General features: G+C 63.6%; 18 protein-coding genes and 1 pseudogene. 13 read left to right on the forward strand and 6 right to left on the reverse strand.

Going from position 1 to position 19088, the window contains the following annotated elements:
* Nucleotides 1-78: 78 nt before the first annotated feature.
* The 8 genes from AC1DWT_RS22735 (at nucleotide 79) to AC1DWT_RS22770 (ending at nucleotide 7519) form a co-directional block, all read left to right on the forward strand.
* Entirely contained in the window at nucleotides 79-864 is a 786-nt protein-coding gene (locus AC1DWT_RS22735; RefSeq protein WP_477922314.1) for a crotonase/enoyl-CoA hydratase family protein, read from the forward strand.
* Nucleotides 815-1657, forward strand: a complete 843-nt coding sequence (locus AC1DWT_RS22740; protein ID WP_241031774.1) for an SDR family NAD(P)-dependent oxidoreductase — start codon at nucleotides 815-817, stop codon at nucleotides 1655-1657. Before AC1DWT_RS22735 ends, AC1DWT_RS22740 begins: the two co-directional genes overlap by 50 nt.
* A 93-nt stretch (nucleotides 1658-1750) precedes the next feature.
* Nucleotides 1751-2881 carry a thiolase family protein gene (locus AC1DWT_RS22745; RefSeq protein WP_477922340.1) on the forward strand — a complete coding sequence of 377 codons (1131 nt, stop codon included), beginning with the start codon at nucleotides 1751-1753 and terminating at the stop codon, nucleotides 2879-2881.
* Nucleotides 2882-2942: 61 nt separating this feature from the next.
* Nucleotides 2943-3707, forward strand: a complete 765-nt coding sequence (locus AC1DWT_RS22750) for an SDR family NAD(P)-dependent oxidoreductase (RefSeq protein ID WP_477922316.1) — start codon at nucleotides 2943-2945, stop codon at nucleotides 3705-3707.
* Nucleotides 3708-3716: 9 nt separating this feature from the next.
* Nucleotides 3717-4499 carry an enoyl-CoA hydratase/isomerase family protein gene (locus AC1DWT_RS22755; RefSeq protein WP_477922318.1) on the forward strand — a complete coding sequence of 261 codons (783 nt, stop codon included), beginning with the start codon at nucleotides 3717-3719 and terminating at the stop codon, nucleotides 4497-4499.
* 5 nt (nucleotides 4500-4504) lie between these two features.
* Nucleotides 4505-5296 carry an enoyl-CoA hydratase/isomerase family protein gene (locus AC1DWT_RS22760; RefSeq protein ID WP_283334463.1) on the forward strand — a complete coding sequence of 264 codons (792 nt, stop codon included), beginning with the start codon at nucleotides 4505-4507 and terminating at the stop codon, nucleotides 5294-5296.
* A gap of 31 nt (nucleotides 5297-5327) precedes the next feature.
* On the forward strand, nucleotides 5328-6479 hold the full coding sequence (locus AC1DWT_RS22765; RefSeq protein ID WP_477922320.1) for an acyl-CoA dehydrogenase family protein: 1152 nt from the start codon (nucleotides 5328-5330) through the stop codon (nucleotides 6477-6479).
* On the forward strand, nucleotides 6476-7519 hold the full coding sequence (locus AC1DWT_RS22770; protein WP_477922322.1) for an acyl-CoA dehydrogenase family protein: 1044 nt from the start codon (nucleotides 6476-6478) through the stop codon (nucleotides 7517-7519). Before AC1DWT_RS22765 ends, AC1DWT_RS22770 begins: the two co-directional genes overlap by 4 nt.
* A 93-nt stretch (nucleotides 7520-7612) precedes the next feature.
* On the opposite strand, the gene AC1DWT_RS22775 is transcribed toward AC1DWT_RS22770, so the two are convergent.
* The 3 genes from AC1DWT_RS22775 to AC1DWT_RS22785 form a co-directional block, all read right to left on the reverse strand.
* Nucleotides 7613-8719 carry a CaiB/BaiF CoA transferase family protein gene (locus tag AC1DWT_RS22775; RefSeq protein WP_477922324.1) on the reverse strand — a complete coding sequence of 369 codons (1107 nt, stop codon included), beginning with the start codon at nucleotides 8717-8719 and terminating at the stop codon, nucleotides 7613-7615.
* A 94-nt stretch (nucleotides 8720-8813) separates the two neighbouring features.
* Entirely contained in the window at nucleotides 8814-9470 is a 657-nt protein-coding gene (locus AC1DWT_RS22780; RefSeq protein ID WP_206016474.1) for a TetR/AcrR family transcriptional regulator, read from the reverse strand.
* A gap of 93 nt (nucleotides 9471-9563) precedes the next feature.
* Nucleotides 9564-10775, reverse strand: coding sequence for an acyl-CoA dehydrogenase family protein (locus AC1DWT_RS22785; protein WP_206016473.1), 1212 nt, complete (start codon nucleotides 10773-10775; stop codon nucleotides 9564-9566).
* Between the two features lie 135 nt (nucleotides 10776-10910).
* On the opposite strand from AC1DWT_RS22785, the gene AC1DWT_RS22790 reads away from it, so the two are divergent.
* Nucleotides 10911-11987, forward strand: coding sequence for an LLM class flavin-dependent oxidoreductase (locus tag AC1DWT_RS22790; protein ID WP_477922326.1), 1077 nt, complete (start codon nucleotides 10911-10913; stop codon nucleotides 11985-11987).
* A 97-nt stretch (nucleotides 11988-12084) separates the two neighbouring features.
* Here AC1DWT_RS22790 and AC1DWT_RS22795 read toward each other — a convergent pair whose 3' ends face one another.
* The gene (locus tag AC1DWT_RS22795; RefSeq protein ID WP_477922328.1) at nucleotides 12085-12642 is read right to left on the reverse strand and encodes a nuclear transport factor 2 family protein; all 558 of its coding nucleotides are present in this window, start codon (nucleotides 12640-12642) and stop codon (nucleotides 12085-12087) included.
* 89 nt (nucleotides 12643-12731) lie between these two features.
* On the opposite strand from AC1DWT_RS22795, the gene AC1DWT_RS22800 reads away from it, so the two are divergent.
* From AC1DWT_RS22800 to AC1DWT_RS22815, 4 genes are all read left to right on the forward strand, one after another.
* Nucleotides 12732-13196, forward strand: coding sequence for a hypothetical protein (locus AC1DWT_RS22800; protein ID WP_477922330.1), 465 nt, complete (start codon nucleotides 12732-12734; stop codon nucleotides 13194-13196).
* Nucleotides 13160-14551 (forward strand): MFS transporter, encoded by a 1392-nt coding sequence (locus tag AC1DWT_RS22805; RefSeq protein WP_477922332.1) that lies wholly within the window; start codon nucleotides 13160-13162, stop codon nucleotides 14549-14551. The genes AC1DWT_RS22800 and AC1DWT_RS22805 overlap by 37 nt, the downstream gene beginning before the upstream one ends.
* Before the next feature lie 172 nt (nucleotides 14552-14723).
* Complete coding sequence (locus AC1DWT_RS22810) at nucleotides 14724-16022, forward strand: MFS transporter (RefSeq protein ID WP_477922341.1); 1299 nt, start codon at nucleotides 14724-14726, stop codon at nucleotides 16020-16022.
* 192 nt (nucleotides 16023-16214) lie between these two features.
* Nucleotides 16215-17327 (forward strand): Zn-dependent alcohol dehydrogenase, encoded by a 1113-nt coding sequence (locus AC1DWT_RS22815; RefSeq protein ID WP_477922334.1) that lies wholly within the window; start codon nucleotides 16215-16217, stop codon nucleotides 17325-17327.
* Between the two features lie 176 nt (nucleotides 17328-17503).
* Here AC1DWT_RS22815 and AC1DWT_RS22820 read toward each other — a convergent pair whose 3' ends face one another.
* Entirely contained in the window at nucleotides 17504-18631 is a 1128-nt protein-coding gene (locus AC1DWT_RS22820; RefSeq protein ID WP_477922336.1) for an oxidoreductase, read from the reverse strand.
* Nucleotides 18632-18776: 145 nt separating this feature from the next.
* A pseudogene (locus tag AC1DWT_RS22825) lies at nucleotides 18777-19088 on the reverse strand (3-hydroxyisobutyrate dehydrogenase); the annotation flags it as partial.

Here is a 19088-nt window from a genome sequence, read left to right on the forward strand (position 1 = left end):
CCTGCACACCATTTACGACGCGATGTCGAACGGCGAAACCCGGCTCGACGCCGCCCCACGACTACCAGGAAGCTGACCATGACCTCCATCGACACCGCCGCAGAGGAGCCGGTGCTCGTCTCCGACGACCGCGGCGTGCGCATCATTACGTTGAATCGGCCCGCTGCGCGCAATGCGGTCAACCTCGAGATGGCCACCGCGATCGACGCGGCGCTCACCGAGTTCGACGAGCGCCGCGACCTCACGGTTGCCGTCCTGGCGGCGAACGGGCCGACCTTCTGCGCGGGCATGGACCTGAAAGGGTTTCTGCGCGGGGAGCGGCCGATCACACCGAGGCGAGGATTTGCGGGACTAGTACAGGAGCCCCCACGCAAGCCCCTCATCGCCGCGGTCGACGGTCCCGCGGTCGCGGGTGGCTTCGAAATCGTTCTGGCCTGCGACATGATCATCGCCGCGGAAAGTGCGTTCTTCGCTTTGCCCGAGGTGAAGCGGGGCCTCGTCGCCGCCGGAGGCGGCCTGCTGCGGCTGCCCGGGCGGCTGCCCTATCCATTGGCGATGGAGTTGGCACTCACCGGCAAAAATATGTCGGCACGCGAGGCCGCCGAGCGCGGCCTGGTCAACAGGATCGTCGAGCCCGGCACGGCGGTGGCCGCCGCGCTCGAACTCGCAACGGAGATTGCCGCCTGCGGTCCGCTGGCGGTCGCGGCGACCAAGCAGATCATCCAAGACAGCCCGAGCTGGCCAGCAGCCGAAGCGTTCGCACGGCAATCCGAGCTGACCGCGCCCGTGCGGTCGTCGGCAGACGCCATCGAGGGTGCGCGTGCCTTCACTGAGAAGCGTGCACCGGTGTGGACAGGCGCATGACACGCGGCGGTACGTGCGAATCGGAGAGGACGAAGATATGGATTTGAACCTGACAGGCCGCGGGGTCATTGTGACCGGGGCGAGCAAGGGGCTGGGCCGGGCTGCGGCCCGGACATTGGCGGCCGAGGGAGCGCATGTGCTCGCCGTGGCGAGGACAGAGGCCAGCTTGAACGAGTTGGCTGCGGAGCAATTCGCCGGCAAGATCGAGCCGCAGGTGTGCGATATGCGCGACCGGGAACAAGTGGCCGGTCTCGCGAAGATCGCGGTCGAGCGGCTGGGGCGTCTCGACGCGGTCGTCAACAACGCAGGCATCGCGCCCGCAGCTGACTTTCTCGAGATGGATATGTCGGTCTTCGATGAGGTCATGGAGGTCAACGTGACATCGTTGGCAGTCCTCTCGCAGGCCGCCGCGCGCCATTTCGTCGACTCGGGTTCTGGTGGCCGGATCATCAACGTGGTCTCGACATCGGGAATTCTCGGCAAGGCCACACTCGCCGCGTATTCGGCGTCGAAGGGTGCCGCTATCCAGATGACCAAGGCCCTCGCCGCCGAATGGGCCCGGCACGACATCCAGGTCAACGCCATTGCTCCCGGCGCCTTCGCCACCGAAGCGCAGTCGTATGTCACCGGCAACCCGGACGTACTGGCGAAGAGAGTGCGTAAGATCCCGGCGCGTCGTATGGCCGAGCCCGACGAGATCGGACCCCTGGTCTGCTATCTCGCGTCGGAGAGTTCGAAATTCGTGTCCGGCGCCGTCTACGTAATCGACGGCGGCGAGACTGCAAAGCAGTGACGTTCGGCCTCGACGTCTTGCGTCGAGGTAATAGCCGAGTTCCATAGGGCAAAATAGTTGTTGGCTAACAGACAATAATTCTTGGGAGTGACCATGCGAGATGCGGTAATCGTTGATGCCGTCCGTACACCGATCGGCAAGCGGAAGGGAGCGTTGGCGGACATCCACCCCGCGGTCATCTCCGCAACGGTCCTGCAAGCACTGACCGAGCGCAACAACATCGACCCGAACATCGTCGACGACGTTGTGTGGGGCTGTGTGAGCCAGGTGTCCGAGCAGGCGAGCAACGTCGGCCGAAACGCGGTGCTCACCGCGGGCTGGCCCGAGACCGTCCCGGCGACATCCGTCAACCGCGCGTGCGGATCAAGCCAGCAGGCCGTCAGCTTCGCGGCTGCTGGAATCATCGCCGGCCACTACGACTTCGCCGTGGCCGGCGGGGTCGAATCGATGACCCGAGTGCCGATGGGAAGTGCCGCCCAGGACGGTCAGCCAGCGCCCACCACTCTGCTGGAGCGCTACGGCGTCCAGGGCTTCAACCAGGGCATCGGTGCCGAGATGATCGCGGAGCGCTGGGGAATGTCCCGCGCAGCGCTCGATGAGTACTCGCTGCGGTCGCACCGGCTGGCGGCCGAGGCAACCGATGCGGGGGCATTCGCCTCACAGCTGGTGCCGCTCGGCGGCCTCGACGCGGACGAGGGCATTCGCCGGGGCGGGACACTCGAGAGGCTCGCCACCCTGCCGACCCCATTCAAGGAGGACGGAGTGGTCTCGGCGGGAAACGCCTCACAGATTTCGGACGGCGCCGGCGCCCTGCTCCTGACGTCGTCGGAGGTTGCCGGCAGCAACGGCCTCACACCGATCGCGCGTATTCACACCGCGGTCGTGGCAGGTGACGATCCCGTGATCATGCTGACAGCCCCGATCCGGGCGACGGAACTGGCACTGAAGAAGTCCGGACTGTCGATCGACGAGATCGGTGTGTTCGAAGTCAACGAGGCGTTCGCGTCGGTCCCGCTGGCGTGGCTGGCCGAGACCGGAGCGAAGGAAGATCGGCTCAATCCTCTCGGCGGAGCCATCGCCGTCGGGCACCCGCTCGGAGGATCCGGTGCCATCCTGATGACCCGCCTCATGAATCACATGCGAGACAACGGTATTCGATATGGTCTCCAGACCATGTGTGAGGCCGGCGGCCTGGCCAACGCGACGATCCTCGAGCTGCTCTAGTCAACGAACCCACCCACGTTCGTTGAGCCCTACAGATTTCGAAGAACAAGGAGAAAGAACAATGCAGGTAAACGGATCCGTTTTCGCTATAACGGGCGGAGCGTCCGGCCTCGGGCTCGCCACTTCGAAGCGACTGCTCGACGGCGGCGCAAAGGTGGCACTCATCGACCTCCCCAATTCGGACGGCGAAACGCTGGCAAAGGAACTCGGTGACAACGCTCTTTTCGCAGCTGGAGACGTAACCGACGAGGTCTCGTTCGGCGATGCACTGGATGCAGCCGAGACTCTGGGGCCGCTCCGCGGACTGGTGCACTGCGCCGGCAGTGGTCGCCGGGTCCGAATCCTGGACAAGGAGGGCAACCCCGGGTCCCTCGCCGACTACGAGTTCGTCATCAAGCTCAACCTGATCGGCAGCTTCAACGCGCTCCGTCTGGCGGCCGCACGGATGGCCAAGCACGAGGCGATCGACGGCGAGCGCGGCGCGATCATCATGACGGCGTCCGTCGCGGCCTTCGAAGGCCAGATCGGTCAGATCAACTACTCCGCAGCGAAGGCAGGAGTCGTCGGCATGACGATCACCGGTGCACGCGATCTCGCCAGCAAGAACATTCGCGTGTGCACCATCGCCCCCGGCATCGTGGACACGCCGCTGCTGGGTCGGCTGCGCGAGGACATCCGTGACGGACTGGCGGCCAGCGTTCCCAATCCGTCCCGGCTCGGGTTGCCCGAAGAGTACGCTCACCTGGCTCTGAGCATTCTGGAGAACGGTTACCTCAACGGCGAGACGATCCGCCTCGATGGTGCTCTCCGCATGGCACCGCGCTAGGCATCGCACATGGCTGACTTGGAGTACACCGTCGAAGGCGGCGTGGGGACGATTCTGCTCAATCGCCCCCACGCGAAGAACGCCTTCACACTCGAGATGATCGACGCCTGGGCGGCTGCGCTCCGGTCGGCGCGCAAGGATCCGGATGTACGGGTCGTCGTGGTCACCGGCGCCGGGGGAGCATTCTGCTCAGGTATCGACCTGTCGGTGCTCGACGCCGTCGGTGCCGAACCGATGGCCTTAAAGACCATGCTGACCGAAGGAGTCCACCAGGTCGCCCGCGCCGCGGACGATCTGACCAAGCCTCTGATCGCTGCCGTGAACGGTGCCGCGGTGGGAGCCGGGCTGGATATGGCACTCATGTGCGATATTCGTATCCTCGCGGAGTCGGCCCGGCTGTCGGAGGCATACATCCGCGTCGGACTCGTACCAGGCGACGGCGGGTGCTACTACCTGCCGCGCCTGGTCGGCATGTCCAAAGCGCTCGAACTGTTGTGGACCGGCGACTTCGTGGACGCGGCCGAGGCCTTGCGAATCGGTCTGGCAAACGCCGTTCATCCCGACGACGAGTTCACCGACGGTTATCGGCGCTTCGCGGACAGACTCGCCGCGCAACCACCGATCAACATCGCGATGATCAAACGAGCCGCCCAGCAATCCGTCCATTCCGATCTGCGGACCGCGCTCGATCTGATTTCCTCCCACCTGGCCGTCGTGCACGGGACGAGGGACTCTGCCGAGGCGCGCGCCGCGTTCGCCGAGCGGCGCACCCCCACGTTCGAAGGCAGATGATTCCGATGAACACAACGGAACCGGTGACACTCGACGCATCCGACGGCGTCACGACCATCACGCTGAACCGGCCCGAACGCAAGAACGCGATCGATACCGAGATGTGGCACACGCTCAGCGAGATGCTGCGGGAAATTCGTAACGACCCGGACACGCGTGTGGTGGTCCTGCAAGGCTCGGGCGACGCCTTCTGTGCGGGCGCAGATGTCGCCAAGAGCAAACATCAGGAGCATCCGATCCCGCGGCTGCGCCGTATCGGCGACGTAGCATCGTCGCTGTTCGAATTGCCAATGCCCGTTATCGCCAAGGTGGACGGGGTGGCAGCCGGTGCCGGGGCCAACATGGCGTTGGCCTGCGATCTCGTCGTCGCATCCAGCAGGGCGCGGTTCAGTCAGATCTTCGTGAAGCGGGGGCTCTCCCTCGACTTCGGTGGATCCTGGCTGCTCCCGCGAATCGTCGGGCTGCAGCAGGCGAAGCGCCTTGCGATGCTCGCCGAGGTGATCGATGTCGACGAGGCATACCGCCTGGGAATGGTGACCTGGGTTCGCCCGCCCGAAGAATTGGACGGCTTCGTCGCCGACCTCGCTGGACAGCTGGCAGCACTGCCTCCGATCGCCATGGCGCAGACCAAGAGCCTGCTCAACGAGGGCGTCGGGATCGACCTACCCGCCGCGATTCGGAACGAGGCCGCTGCACAGGCGGTCAATTTTGCCACCGACGACGCACCTGCCGCGTTTCGGTCGTTCCTCGACAGATCCGACCCACCGAGCTATACGGGCCGATGGTCCGTGCGGTGAGCGACACCCGCCACGCCCTGGAAGGGTACCGATGGAGTTCCTGAACCTTGCCGCCGTAAGAGAGCCCGAGCGGCTCGTCGAGTTGCGGCACCGAGTACGCGCATTTCTAGCCGACGAAATCTCGTCGGGTCGAATCACCCCACACAGCGACCAGTGGCTCGCCGGCTGGGACCCGGGTTTCAGCCGCCGGCTCGCCGAGCAGGGTTGGATCGGGATGGCCTTTCCGGCCAAGTACGGCGGGTCTGCCCAGGGCGCGCTGGCTCGTTTCGTCGTCACCGAGGAACTGCTGGCGGCAGGTGCACCGGTCGCTGCGCACTGGATCGCGGACCGTCAGTCGGGGCAGGCTCTCCTGTCATTCGGGTCCGAGGAGCAACGACAGGCGTTCCTGCCCGTCATCGCGCGGGGCGAGTGCTATTTCGCGATCGGCATGAGCGAGCCGGATACCGGGTCGGATCTTGCCTCGGTGCGGACCCGCGGAGCCCGAGTGGATGGTGGCTGGAAGGTCTCAGGCACGAAGATCTGGACCAGTGGAGCGCATCATGCGCACGCGATGATCGCGTTGATCCGCACCGAGCCGCTCGGCGAGAAGCGCCACGCGGGGCTGACACAGGTCATCGTTGAGCTCCCTGATCCGAGCGTCGAAGTGCGACCGATCAAGCTGCTGACCGGAGAGCATCACTTCAACGAGGTCGTCTTCCACGACACCTTCGTGCCGGATTCGCGCGTCCTGGGCGAGCCGGGGGCGGGGTGGAAGCAAGTAACCAGTGAGCTCGCCTTCGAGCGAAGCGGTCCCGAGCGCATCCTGTCGACGTTCCCACTCCTCGTCGAGGCTCTCCGCGAGTCGAATCGGCAAGGGGAGACGGTGGATCGCGTTCGCTTGGGGGAGCTGATCTCGCGTCTGTGGGCCCTCCGACAGATGTCACTCGCGGTCGCCGGGCGACTCGAGCAAGGGGACGATCCGGCGGTCGCCGCGGCCATGGTCAAAGACCTCGGGACCACCCTCGAGGGGGACCTCATCGACAGTGTGCGGATGATGGTTGGCATCGAGCCGGACCCGGCCGCGTTGAGCCGATTGCCGCGGATGCTCGCGGAGGCGTTGCTGCACAGTCCCGGATTCACTCTGCGCGGCGGTACGAACGAAATTCTGCGTGGGGTCGTAGCGAAAGCGGTGAATGTGTCATGAGTGAGATCATCGAGGCACTGACGGAGGCGGTCGAGGACGCGTGTGTCCGGCATCCGTCGTCGGCGGGTACGAACTGGAACGCCGCACTGTGGTCGGCACTCGATCAGATCGGCATCACCCTGTTGTCGATCGACGAGGAGGAGGGCGGCTCGGGGGGTGACGTCTCCGCTGCCGCCGCTGTCCTGGAGGTCCTCGGAGAGTATTGCGCCGAAGTCCCCTTCGTGGAGACCGCGCTGCAGGGGGCATGGCTTCTCGCCTCCTGTCGTGCCGAGATCCCGGCCGGCCCGATGACTGCTGCGGTCGCAGGATCCGGCGTAACTCTGGCGGAGGAATCCGGCGCGTGGACGATCGACGGCGAGCTGACCCGAGTTCCGTGGGCTCGGATCGCAGAACACCTGGTGGTCTTGGCGGGTCGACACGTAGTGCTCCTCGGCCGCAACGACTTCGAGATCGAGGCCGGCACCAACGTGGCGGGGGAGCCGCGCGACCGGGTGACGATGCGCCGTGTGTCACTCCCGGCGAGCAGCGTCCATTCCGTTCCTGAAGACTCTGATGTGACCGAGGATCTCTTCGTCGCACGTGGCGCCGTGGGTCGTATGGCGATGTCCTCAGGAGCGTCCCGCAGGGCACTTCGGATGTCGCTGGCGTACGCCTCGGAGCGAACACAGTTCGGGCGGCCCTTGGGTGCCTTCCAATCCGTGCAACACCAGATTGCGAGGATGGCCGGCGAGGTCATGCTCTGCAAGACGGTCTCCAAATTCTCGGCGATGGCGCTGGACGAGAAGGAGCCATCGTGGCAGTTCGAGGTCGCCGCGGCGCAGGTTTCCACGGGAGCAGCCGCGGGCACCGTTGCGAAAATCGCACACCAGGTTCATGGAGCGATCGGGTTCACCGAGGAGCACGACCTCCGTCTGTGCACCACCCGGATCTGGAGTTGGCGAGACGAATTCGGGGGTGCACGTCGGCGAGCCGAAGAAGTGGGAGCCCGCGCGCTGGACGCCGGCGCAGCCGGTCTCTGGCCATTGCTCGCTGGAAAATAGTGATCGCTGTGCGCGTCGGGTGAACGCGTCGTGACGAAACAGAACCTCCGCTCCGATCCCGGAGTGGAGGTTCTGTATTCGGGCCGGGAACGCTCAGGTGGCGTTCGGCTGGCTCCAATCCTCGAGTACGGTCGCCGCATCGATGGCGTGGGTCGGCATGGGTCGGGGAGCACCCGGTTCGGTTCGTGAGAATCGGGGGGCGGCGGCGGGCTGCACGATGCCGTTCAATTCCTGCACGATGCCGCGCTGAACCATGTGATCGTGACGAGCGGCCTCGTCGAAGGAAAGCACGGGTGTCACACATGCATCGATCGAACCGAAGGCGTCGATCCAGTGCTGGCGTGGCCGGGCGCCGAAGGCCGTGGTGAGTCGCTCGCGTATCGCAGGCCACCCGGATCGGTCGTGCTGGTCCGGGAGGTCCTCTCCCTCCACGCCAACGGTTTCCAGCAACCGCTGGTAGAACTGAGGTTCCACCGCCCCCACCGCCATGTAGCCGCCGTCGGCGCACTCGTAGGTGTCGTAGAAGGGTGCCCCGCCGTCCAAGAGGTTGGTGCCGCGTTCGGCGTTCCATGCGCCACCGCCGTACATCGACCACAGCATGTGCGCGAGGCTGCTGGCCCCGTCGATCATCGCGGCGTCGATGACTTGGCCCGACCCGGATCTCTCGCGCTCCCACAACGCCGCCAGAACACCGACCAAAAGAAACATGGAGCCGCCACCGTAGTCGCCGATGAGGTTGAGCGGCGGCACCGGTCGTTCGCCGGTGCGGCCGACGCTGTTGAGGATGCCGGCGATGGAGAGATAATTGATGTCGTGCCCGGCCGCCTGCGCCAGCGGCCCGCTCTGCCCCCACCCGGTCATCCGGCCGTATACGAGGCGGGGGTTCACCTCGAGGCAGGCGTCGGGTCCGAGACCGAGACGTTCGGCTACACCGGGGCGATATCCCTCGATCAGGATGTCCGAGTGCTGCACCAACTCGAGGACGGTCGCGCGATCGGTAGCCGATTTGAGGTCGGCGGTAACGATCCGCCGACCGCGCAACTGCTCGTTGCGACCGTGTGTGCCCAGCCCGAACGGCGCGTCGGGACGCTCCACCCGGACCACGTCGGCACCCAGATCGGCAAGGATCATTCCAGCGTGCGGGCCGGGGCCGATGCTGGCCAGCTCGACCACTCGGATTCCTACCAGCGGTCCTGTCATGGGATGCCTCATTCCGCCCGCAGACGAAAACACGTCGCAGGTCGTTCGTATGCGTATTGAGTCCGATGTGTGCAAATGCGATGCGATCAGATAGTCAGGCCGGGCGGCGCTCCGGTCCGCCGCCGGCCGGCTCTGCGGCGAGATTGCTCATCACCTGATCGATGAAGGTGGTGAGCACGGCACCGGAATCGATTCCAGCTGGCTCCAGCTTCCACAGGTAGCCCACCCCGCGCAGTTGCGCGACGATCATCGCGGCCTGTTCATCGGGGTCGATGCCTTTGCGGATGGAACCGTCGTGCAACCCGTTCTTGATGTAGGCGGCGATCCGAGACCGCTGGTTTCGATGAAAGTCGATGAATCGCTCGCGCAATTCGGGGACCGGCCCCACCGCCTCGAAGATCAGGGCATAAAGAGTGGCCAGCGACCGCGGACTTTTCTGGTAGGCGTTCTTGATCTCGGTCAGCATGACCCGCAACGTGTCCAGACCCGTGAGGTCGTGCACCTCCGGCTCGACAGTCTCTACATCCCAGCGCACTACGATCTCTTCGACCAACGCCTCGAGGAGCTTGGCCTTGGATCCGAAGCGAGCGGTCGCGAGGCTGCGGCTGTAACCCGCCCGCTCGCCGACGGTAGCCAATGTCATCGACTGGTAGCCGCCGTCGGCGACAAGCTCTCCCGCGGCGCGGAGGAGGAGGCGGGTGGAGCGTTCCGAGCGGACCTGGTGGCCGTTGAGCGTCTGCTGGGCTCTCATAGCTAAAGATACTAGTTCAGCAACCAATTTTGTTCTACCCCCGTGAAACGCGGTGACGTCTTCTGCTCGGTAGCCGTGCAATAGCGCTCTGCGCTATCGAAAAGGTGTGGGCGGCAACAACCGATCGGAAACAAGACGCTGCATGATTTCGGAGGTACCTTCGAAGATCTTGGTGAGGCGAGCGTCCCGCCAGTAGCGTTCGATCGGGAAGTCCGTCGTGTAGCCGGCACCGCCGTGAATCTGCAGGGCCTCGGAGGTCACGCGTTCGGACATCTCGGCGGCGGCGTACTTCAGCATCGCGGCCCGCGCATCGGACGCCTCGCCGGCGTCGACATCGGCTGCCACCTCATACATCAGTGCGCGACAGAGCTCAATCTCTGTGGCCATGGTGGCGATCTTGAAACGGGTCGCCTGGAAATCGCCGATGGCGTGACCGAACTGTTCGCGTTCCTGCACGTACTTGATCGAGTCCTCGAGGGCACCGCGCGCGAGGCCGATGGAGCGTGCGGCGGTATGGATCCGCGGTGTCAACATTCCCGCAGCTACCCTCGCAAAGCCTTGGTCGGGCTTGCTCGGGTCCTGCTCGTACCCGAGCAGGGCATCCTCCGGAACGAAACAGTCGTCGAACGAGAGCTCGAACGTCTGCCACCCGTGATAGCCGATCTTCCGCACCGGTGTTCCCGTGCATCCGGCAGGGAATTCGCCGCGATTCTTGTACGTGATGAAACGGCGAATTCCCTTGTGCCGATGAGCAGCGTCGTACGGTTCCGTCCGTGCCACGACGACAATACCGTCGGACTGGTCGGCGAACGTGCACCACATCTTCTGTCCGTTGATCAACCACCCGCCGTCGACCTTGTCCGCACGGGTACGGATGGAGGCGATATCGGATCCCGCGCCGGGCTCGCTCATCGCGAACGCGCCGAGCCACTCACCGCGGGCGGCTCGGGGCAGAACTTCGGCGCGCTGGGAAGGGTCGAGTATCGCGGCGATGCCGGAGCGGGTGATGATGCTTGCAACGCTCATCCACGCACGGGCCAGCTCCTCGGTGATCAGCGCGTATTCGAATACGCCGAGACCGAGGCCACCGCTCTCTTCCGGAATCAAGATTCCGAAAAAACCGAGATCGCCCATCTTTGCGCGTAGAGAGTCGGGGATCAGGCCGTGTACGGGATCCAGCTCGTTCGCGATCGGGAGGACCTCCTGCATGGCGAAATCGCGAGCCATTTTCTGGATGGCCTGGCGCTCGTCGGTGTGATACGCGCGCGGAATGCTGGGTCGTGGATCGACAAGTGGACGGCTCACGAGATGCCCCGTTTCTTAGTTAGTTGACAAGCAATTTAGTGTACGTTAGTAGCTACCGATGCCGGCAGCAAGAGCCACCGCCGCAACGGGCGACCGGAATGGTGCCGCGCGATGACGCGCGAGACAAGGACCAACATGACGAAACGCACGGAGTTCTGGACCAATTTCACCTCGAGGGATCCACGCGAGGCCGCGACCGAAGCCGCACGACTCGAGGCCGATGGCTGGGACGGCGCGGTCATGGTCGATTCGCAGGCAATGTACCCCGAGGTGTGGACCTACCTTGCCACCTGCGCGCAGGCAACCAGTCGAATCACGTTGGCGACGGGTGTGACCAACCCGATCACGCGTCACCCTTCGGTGACTGCTGCGGCCGCGGCGTCTCTGCAGGTCATCTCGAACGGGCGTGCCGTACTGGGCATCGGTAGGGGAGACTCCGCGCTGGCCTACGTCGGTGCTTCACCCATGCCGATCGCACGCTTCGAGCACTATTTGGAGGTGTTGCAAACCTATCTGCGCGGCGAGATGGTGTCGATGGAGGACGCCGGTTCGATGCTCGTCGACGCCAGAATCGGCTTTCGTGATCTGGCCATCGAGTCGGGTCCGGCGGGCAGCAGCCTGAAGTGGTTGGCCGACTACGACGTCCCCAAGGTTCCGATCGAATCGTTCTCGACCGGCCCCAAAGCGATCGCTTCATCCGCCCGAGTCGCGGAGACCGTCGTTCTCGGGCTGGCAGCGGACATCAACCGCGTCGCCTGGGGTGTCGATCTCGCGAGAACTGCGGCCGCCGACGCAGGAAAGGAAGTCGGAGTGGGATGCGTCGTGATTGCGATGCCACAGGAGGACATCCGAATTGCGCGTGAAATCGTCAAGCCCACGGTGGCGACCATGGCCCGGTTCTCGGTGATGAACAACAAGGTAATCGGTCCGGCAACTGACGCTCAGGCGCAGATCATGCTGAAAATCGCCGAGGTGTACGACATGAACCGGCACGGCGAGCAGGCACCCCAGGCCCGGGTGGTTACCGACGAATTCGTCGACCAGTTCGCCATCGTCGGCAGCGTCGACACCTGCGTCGACCGGCTCAGCGAATTCATGGACCTGGKCCTGGCCCGCATGACTCTGGTGATGCCCTACACGCGGACTCCCGAAGTGGCGCATTCGTACAAGCTGTTGGTGAACGAGGTTCTGCCGCGCCTGCGCGCCTCCTGACGAGGAGAGACTCCCCGATCGGCGATGGCTTGCAAACTCGCAGACCATCAGGAACGGGGAGTCCCGCTTCCTACGCGCGTCCGTCTTCAGAGCGGAATTACCACTGTGCTTCGTAAATCGGATCGTCCGGATACAGACTACCGAACCGCGAGGTAGCCGGGATGCCACCAAACACATCCCCGAAGTCGGCGATCTCGTCGAAAACCTGCGCATAGTCGAAGACTACGGTGCGGCGCAGGACTTTCCACTCACCGTCCCGCTGTTCGCAGAAATCCCGATACCGGCCACCCATCATCTCGATACGATTCGCGGCCGGAAGCACCATCACGTACACCACCGCAGTCTCCCGCCGGGCAGTGCTGCCGTTCACGTTGATCAGCGTGTTGGTGATGTAGTGGTGGGAGCGGTGTTCGCTGCTCTTTTGACCACGGTAGGCCCATTCGCAGAACTCGTGAGCCGATCCGTCGAAGGCACCGTGGTTGTCCGTCGCTTCCGGCCAGAAGGTCGACTTCATCGTCTCGACGTCCTTTCGGTCCATGGCGCGGCAGTAGAGAGCCATGTTCTCGTACAGCTTCTGTTTATCGAGTAGATCGATGATTTCCTCGCTGGAGACCTGCCGAGCCGGGCTGGGCTCGGTGCTGATTGTGTTGTCCATCGTGCGGCCTTTCGTCGGATTCGCTTCTTCGATCGGGTTGAAGGGGAGCCAGATTGGCGCCGAGAATGCCGGTCGCTGCCAGGAGGGCGATGGCCACTCCACAGATGCGCCGCTCGATGCAGCGAAAGCTTGGTGAGAAGGCTCTCGGCGAAGATGAGCAGACCACCTCGGTCTTTGTATGTCAACCAACTAACTTTGCTGGCCTCGCCGCGGCTACCGGAAGCGAGAAGCGTGACGGGAAATTCTCTAGCCGCACGGATTTGCGCGTAGGGCCCCATTCGCCGACGAACCGTCCGGCGCGGGATCTGATCCCGTCGGGGACGGTGACGACATGGTCGACGACCGTCTCTGCAGAAAAAAATTGTGAGTTGACAAGCAAGTTAAAAAGGCAGATCGTATGTGTGACGGACAACACCATGGACACGCCGATGACGGGCGCAGCGGATCACCGCCGCCCATTCGGTGTCGATCCCCGTGTCTTCGCCTTCCGCCCACCGCCATCCACGGAGGACCACACGTGTCTCAGCGCCCCGAGCTCGACGTTCAACGAATAATCGACGACGCACCGTTCTCAACTCTCCAACGCACGTCGATAGCCATGGTGATGCTCATTTCCATGTTCATCGGGTTCGACGCACTGGTCATGGCGATCACAGCACCGTCGATCGCCGCAGACTGGGGAACCAGCACGGCCGGCCTCACGCCGGCGATCGTCGCGTCCCTGGTCGGCATGATCATCGGTAGTGCGCTGCTCGCTCCGCGAGCCGACCGGTATGGCAGGCGTCCCGTGTTGATCTGGGGAGTCGTCCTGTTCGGCATCATGACGCTTGCCGTGGTCGCCGTGAACGACCTCGAGCAAATGTTCGTATTGCGTTTCATTGCTGGTATCGGACTCGGTGCCGTGTTGCCCAGCACCTTCGCGTATGGGGCGGAGTTCGCGCCGAAACGACGGCGCGCCACCGTCGTCACCATCGTCGGTGCCACGAGTGCCGGCGGTGGATTCCTCGGCAGCATCTTGGCCACCGCGATCGAACCGGCGTTCGGCTGGCGATCGGTGTTCGTTCTCGGCGGAGCGCTCCCGCTCGTCCTCGTGCCGGCGTTCCTACGCTGGCTTCCGGAGACGATTCAATTCCTGACGCTCGCCGGCAGGGCAGACCGGGCGCGGACGATGTTGCGGTCCATCGATCCTCGGGCGGTCAGCTCCGTAGAAGGGGGACTCTTCATGAGTGATCACCGCGAAGGCGGCAAGCCGTCGGTGAAACTCCTCTTCGCCAAGCAGCTCGCCCCGGTGACCGTTCTGCTCAGTATCGTCTTCTTCAGTGCAGTGCTGCTGATCCTATTCTTGATGTCCTGGATTCCGTCGGTGCTCACCGACGCCGGCATGTCGACCGGCCACGCCGTGGCAGCCTCGGCAGTCTGCAACCTGGGTGCGATGTTCGGCGGTATCACCATCGGCATGGCAGCAGATCGTAGCGAGCGCCCGTGGCGCATGTTGAGCGTCTGCTTCGCCACCGCCGCTGTCGCGATCGTGGTTACCGCGCTGTCGCTCGGATCCGTTGTCGCTTTGATGATTTCCGTGTTCGTGGTGGGGGCGTTCGCCATCGGGACCCAGATCTGCGTCAACGCCGTAGCCGCGGCCTTCTACCCGAGCTGGCTGCGGGCGACCGGTATGGGTGTCCTGTCGGGCTTCGACCGGATCGGCTCCGTCGCAGGTCCCGCAATCGGCGGGGCGCTTCTCGCCGCTCACGTTCCGGCGAAGTCGATCTTCCTGTTGGCCGTCATTCCGGCGATCATCGCCTCCGTTGCCATCGGTTCGGTTGGCCTCTACACCTCGCGGCGCCGCACGGGAGAGGTCGCCGAGGCGCAGGCACCGCAACTATCGGGCATCACCAACGGACCCACAGGGTAGCCGCCTCCACTCTCCGGCCTTCCGTCGATCTTCGCTGAGAACAGATTTGCAGACGCACTGTTCCACTACCACCCCACCGGAGGAACCCGTGCAATCCCCACCATTGAACGTCCAACGCGTCATCGACGACGCACCGCTATCAGCACTTCAACGCAAGGCTGTCGGGGCAATCATGCTCGTGTCTCTGTTCGATGGGTTCGACGCACTGCTCATGGCGATCACCTCCCCGTCGATCGCGCGGGAGTGGGGGGTCTCGACCGCGAGCCTCACTCCCGCAATTGTCGCGTCGCTGCTCGGCATGATCGTCGGTGGCGTCCTGCTGGCACCGCGCGCTGACCGTTACGGTCGGCGCCCCGTGCTGATCGGGGGAGTCGCACTCTTCGGTGCAATGACACTATGTGTCGTCGTCGCGAAGAACCTCGAGCAGATGATTGCTCTGCGTTTCCTTGCCGGAATCGGACTCGGAGCAGTCCTCCCGAACACCTACGCGTACGCAGCGGAATTCGCCCCCACCCGGAAGCGCGCCACCTTCATCACAATTGCCGGTGCGAGCAGCGCCGGCGGCGGATTCCTGGGTGGGCTGTTGGCAAGCGCCATCATCCCCAACTCAGGGTGGCGATCGGTGTTCGTCATCGGTGGTCTGTTGCCGATCCTCCTGGTGCCCGCGCTGCTGCGATGGCTGCCTGAGACCGCACAGTTCCTGACGCTCTCCGGTCAGATGGACCGGGCGCGGAAAATGCTGCGGGAGATCAACCCCCGGGCCGTCAACTCCTCGGACGTCCAACTGATCATGCTGGATGACCGTCAAGGGCGAAAGCCCTCGGTGAAGCTCCTCTTCTCCCGGCAATTGACGCCGGTAACATTGCTGCTGGGCGTGGTCTTCTTCAACGCAATCCTACTGATTCTGTTTCTGATGTCGTGGATACCGTCGGTACTGACCGAGGCCGGTCTCCCGGAGGGCCGTGCGGTCGCCGCCTCCGCGGTATGTAATCTCGGCGCCATGCTGGGCGGTATCGGCATTGGTATGACTGCCGACCGCAGTGGGAATCCTCGCCGCTTGCTCAGTATCTGCTTTACGATCGCTGCCGTCGCAACAGTCGCGACCGCGCTCTCGATCAATTCTACGGCCCTGTTAATGGGTTCCGTCTTCGTGGTCGGCGCATTCGCCATCGGAACGCAAATGGCCGTGAACTCCGTCGTGGCGACAATCTACCCGAGCTGGTTGCGGGCCACAGCCATGGGCGTGCTGTCGGGTGTTGGTAGAGTGGGCTCGGTTATAGGACCCGCCATCGGAGGGGTACTCCTGGCCGCGCATGTGCCGGCAAAGACGATTTTCCTGCTGGCCGTCGTCCCGGCAATCATTGCCTCGGTCGCCCTGGCCGCGGTCGGCCTGTTCGCAGCCGCCCGGCGGAACCCGTCGTCGGACGGCGAGCGCCCGACCCCGGAGCTGTCGGGCGCAGAGGGAGTATGAATGCCGTGTTCAGAGGCAGCCCACTGAGGGCACGTTTACCGAGCGGCATCACGTTGCGCCGTCGACATCGACGAAATCGATGAATATCCGTCGTGCTTCTCCGTCGATCCTCGCGAGACCTGCCGCTTCAAACGCGAGGCTCGATGTGTCGGACACGATATACCCGCAGAGTTCGACAAGAAAGGATTCGCTGTGAGAGCTGCAGTAATCAGGAAGACCGGCCAAGCGTTCACGGTTTCGGACGTAAGCGTTGCCGAGCCGATAGGACATGAAGTACTGGTCGAAGTGCGTGCGTCCGGGCTCTGCCACAGCGACATCTCGGTTGCGCAAACGGGGATGGGCGGTGACTGGCCGATGGTTCTGGGGCACGAGATCGCCGGCGTCGTCGTGGCAGTCGGGCCGTCCGCCTCGCGAATCAAAGTCGGCGATCACGTCGTCGCGGCCGCCCTTCGTCCGTGCGGTCAGTGCCGCGCGTGCCTCAAGGGCGCCGTGTGGGCGTGCTCGCAGCCCGACGCGCTGGACAGGGGCCCAGACGAGAAGCCCCGTCTCGAGGACGAGCACGGCGCTATCGGCCAGATGACAGGTTTGGGCGGCTTCGCCGAGAAGGTTCTTGTGCACGAAAATCAGTTGGTGAATATCGATCCGGCGATGCCTTTCGAGCAGGCCTCGATAATCGGATGCGCCGTGGCAACCGGTGGCGGCGTCGTGCTGAACGTCGCCAAAGTGCAGCCCGGTGAGTCGATCGTGGTCTTTGGTTGTGGCGGCGTTGGTCTCAACGCCATTCAGGTGGCAGCGCTGGCGGGAGCTACACGGATCATCGGTGTCGACATTCAGACCGACAAACTCGAGCTTGCGCAGAAGTTCGGTGCCACGGATGTCATCGATTCGACGAAGGTAGACGCAGTCGAGGCCATTCAGAAGCTGACCGAATCCGAAGGCGTCGATCATGCCTTCGTCATGGTGGGTGTCCCGCAGGTTACCCAAACTGCCCTCCAGATCCTCGGCCAGTCCGGCACGGTCTACCTCGTCGGCGGAATGTCTCCGGGTGCCGAGGTGCATCTGCACCCGTCTCCTGGAGACAGCTTGTTGCTTCCTTTTCAGCAAGGCATCAGAGGCACTTGGCTCGGTTCGTCGAACTTCTATCACGACATTCCGATGTACGTGGATCTTTACCTGCAGGGGCGGCTCAACCTCGACGACCTTGTCTCACAAACAATTTCCATCGACGACATCGACAAGGCCTACGAGGAACTGGAGCGCGGCGGAATCGCGCGCAGTGTGATCACATTCCCGGCTCAGTCTTGATCTTCGTCCGCATGTAGCGAGGAAAATGCCGTCGCGGACGGCATGCCCAGCGCGTTTCTGAGCGGGCGAGGACTCCRTCCGGTACCCGTCGCCAGCCGCGCTGGGCACAATCGCTCAAAAGAAACCTGGCCGTCGGAGATGGCGACTCCGACGGCCAGGAATTCTCGGTGGTTTTCCTACTTCTTGAAATGAACGATCTGGTCGGTCTTGCCGGTGCGGGTCTTGTTCACCCATTCAGGATCAGCAAGTAATGGGCGTCCGAGTGCAAGTAGGTCGAACTCGTCGCGTTCGAACTTTTCCACCACCAAGCGCAGCTTCTCGTCTCGGTCCTGGTCGTCGGCGGGGTCGTCCCCGACGAATGGGTGGTCTACTGCTACCGACCCGACCATGATCGCAGGTAGGCCCGTGATCTTCTTGGCCCATCCGGACAGTCCCATGTGCTGGTCGGCGGAGTTTTCCGAGGGGAAAGCAGGTAACCAGTGTCGACGTGTCGACAGGTGGAACATGTCGACACCCGCATCAGCAAGCGGGCACAGTATCTGCTCGAGTTCCGCGGGAGTCGACGCGACAGCCGCGTCGTACTGTCCCACTTTCCACTGCGAGAATCGATAAATGATCGGAAAGCCAGGTCCAAGCGCTTCCCGTACGGCGGAAACAGCTTCCATGGGGAACCTGACGCGGTTCCGGAGCGTGCCGCCGTATTCGTCTTCACGTCGATTCGTTTGTTCCCATATGAACGTATCGAGCACCATTCCGTGTCCTCCGTGGATTTCGACTCCGTCGAAGCCGAGGTCGGAAGCCAGCTTCGCTGATTCGACGTACGCGTCTTTGATTGCGTCCATGTCAGCACGAGTGAGGGCTCGTCCAAGGGGCTCACCGTCTACTCCGATGCCGGACGGTCCGACGGTGGGAACGTCCGGTTCGAATTCTGGTTCGCCGCCGCGCATCACGCCCATGTGCATCAGTTGACTGACGATCGCCGCATCTTCACCGTGAACAGCTTCCACGACCGAACGCCATCCCGCGGCGCTGTCCTTGCCGTACATGTGCGGCATACTCGCGCTGCTTCCGGCTGCGGGAGCTCGAACCAATGTTCCCTCGGTGATGATCATTCCGACCCCACCGGCCGCCCGCTTACGGTAGTACTCCACATTGTCGTGGGTCGGAATGCCCCTCGGTGAGCTTTCCCTCGTCATGGGAGCCATCACGAAGCGATTGCGCAGCTTCAGCGATGACACCGAGAATTCGCTGTACAAAGGCTCCAACGCTGCGCTGTGTACTGGGGGGTTGTTCTGCTCGCCCATGGCGTTCTCGAATCCTTCTTGTCGTTGAACTTCGACACTTGTGGGAGCGCCTGAACACCAGGAGAACCCACTTACTAGTTTGTTCATAATCAGATCGCGTAGGTGCGACGTCAGAACCGGAATTGCCCTCGCTGAAGTCGTGCGATTACCCGCGGAGTTCGTCGTCCTCGGACGTCAAGTTGTACACGCGACGCCCCAGCGTCAGAATGTCCTCGTCGGTGTACTGGTCTCGCGCAGCGAATACCTTGTCAGCAACCAGGTCGCGCTTCTTGGTTGCTGTTGCTCGGTTCGCTCGCTGTAATGCGAGTTCGAGGTCTGCGGCGGAGAGGTCGGTGCAGTAGGCAGGATTGCCAGGTTCCTGCCGCCACGACTCGTCGAGCGAGCCGGCGTCGATTGCGTCGAAACCGGTCTCGTCCACCAGTTTCATGGCCGTTGCCCTCCCCGCGCTGTCGTCACC

It is taken from the genome of Rhodococcus sp. P4_B6, from assembly GCF_056402215.1.

What these genes read in the sequence shown, in the direction of transcription:
- AC1DWT_RS22735 (WP_477922314.1), top strand. Translation starts at nt 79, where the DNA reads ATGACCTCCATCGACACCGCCGCAGAGGAGCCGGTGCTCGTCTCCGAC.
- AC1DWT_RS22745 (WP_477922340.1), top strand. Translation starts at nt 1,751, where the DNA reads ATGCGAGATGCGGTAATCGTTGATGCCGTCCGTACACCGATCGGCAAG.
- AC1DWT_RS22750 (WP_477922316.1), top strand. Translation starts at nt 2,943, where the DNA reads ATGCAGGTAAACGGATCCGTTTTCGCTATAACGGGCGGAGCGTCCGGC.
- AC1DWT_RS22755 (WP_477922318.1), top strand. Translation starts at nt 3,717, where the DNA reads ATGGCTGACTTGGAGTACACCGTCGAAGGCGGCGTGGGGACGATTCTG.
- AC1DWT_RS22760 (WP_283334463.1), top strand. Translation starts at nt 4,505, where the DNA reads ATGAACACAACGGAACCGGTGACACTCGACGCATCCGACGGCGTCACG.
- AC1DWT_RS22765 (WP_477922320.1), top strand. Translation starts at nt 5,328, where the DNA reads ATGGAGTTCCTGAACCTTGCCGCCGTAAGAGAGCCCGAGCGGCTCGTC.
- AC1DWT_RS22770 (WP_477922322.1), top strand. Translation starts at nt 6,476, where the DNA reads ATGAGTGAGATCATCGAGGCACTGACGGAGGCGGTCGAGGACGCGTGT.
- AC1DWT_RS22775 (WP_477922324.1), bottom strand. Translation starts at nt 8,719, where the DNA reads ATGACAGGACCGCTGGTAGGAATCCGAGTGGTCGAGCTGGCCAGCATC.
- AC1DWT_RS22780 (WP_206016474.1), bottom strand. Translation starts at nt 9,470, where the DNA reads ATGAGAGCCCAGCAGACGCTCAACGGCCACCAGGTCCGCTCGGAACGC.
- AC1DWT_RS22795 (WP_477922328.1), bottom strand. Translation starts at nt 12,642, where the DNA reads ATGGACAACACAATCAGCACCGAGCCCAGCCCGGCTCGGCAGGTCTCC.
- AC1DWT_RS22800 (WP_477922330.1), top strand. Translation starts at nt 12,732, where the DNA reads ATGGCCACTCCACAGATGCGCCGCTCGATGCAGCGAAAGCTTGGTGAG.
- AC1DWT_RS22810 (WP_477922341.1), top strand. Translation starts at nt 14,724, where the DNA reads ATGCTCGTGTCTCTGTTCGATGGGTTCGACGCACTGCTCATGGCGATC.
- AC1DWT_RS22820 (WP_477922336.1), bottom strand. Translation starts at nt 18,631, where the DNA reads ATGGGCGAGCAGAACAACCCCCCAGTACACAGCGCAGCGTTGGAGCCT.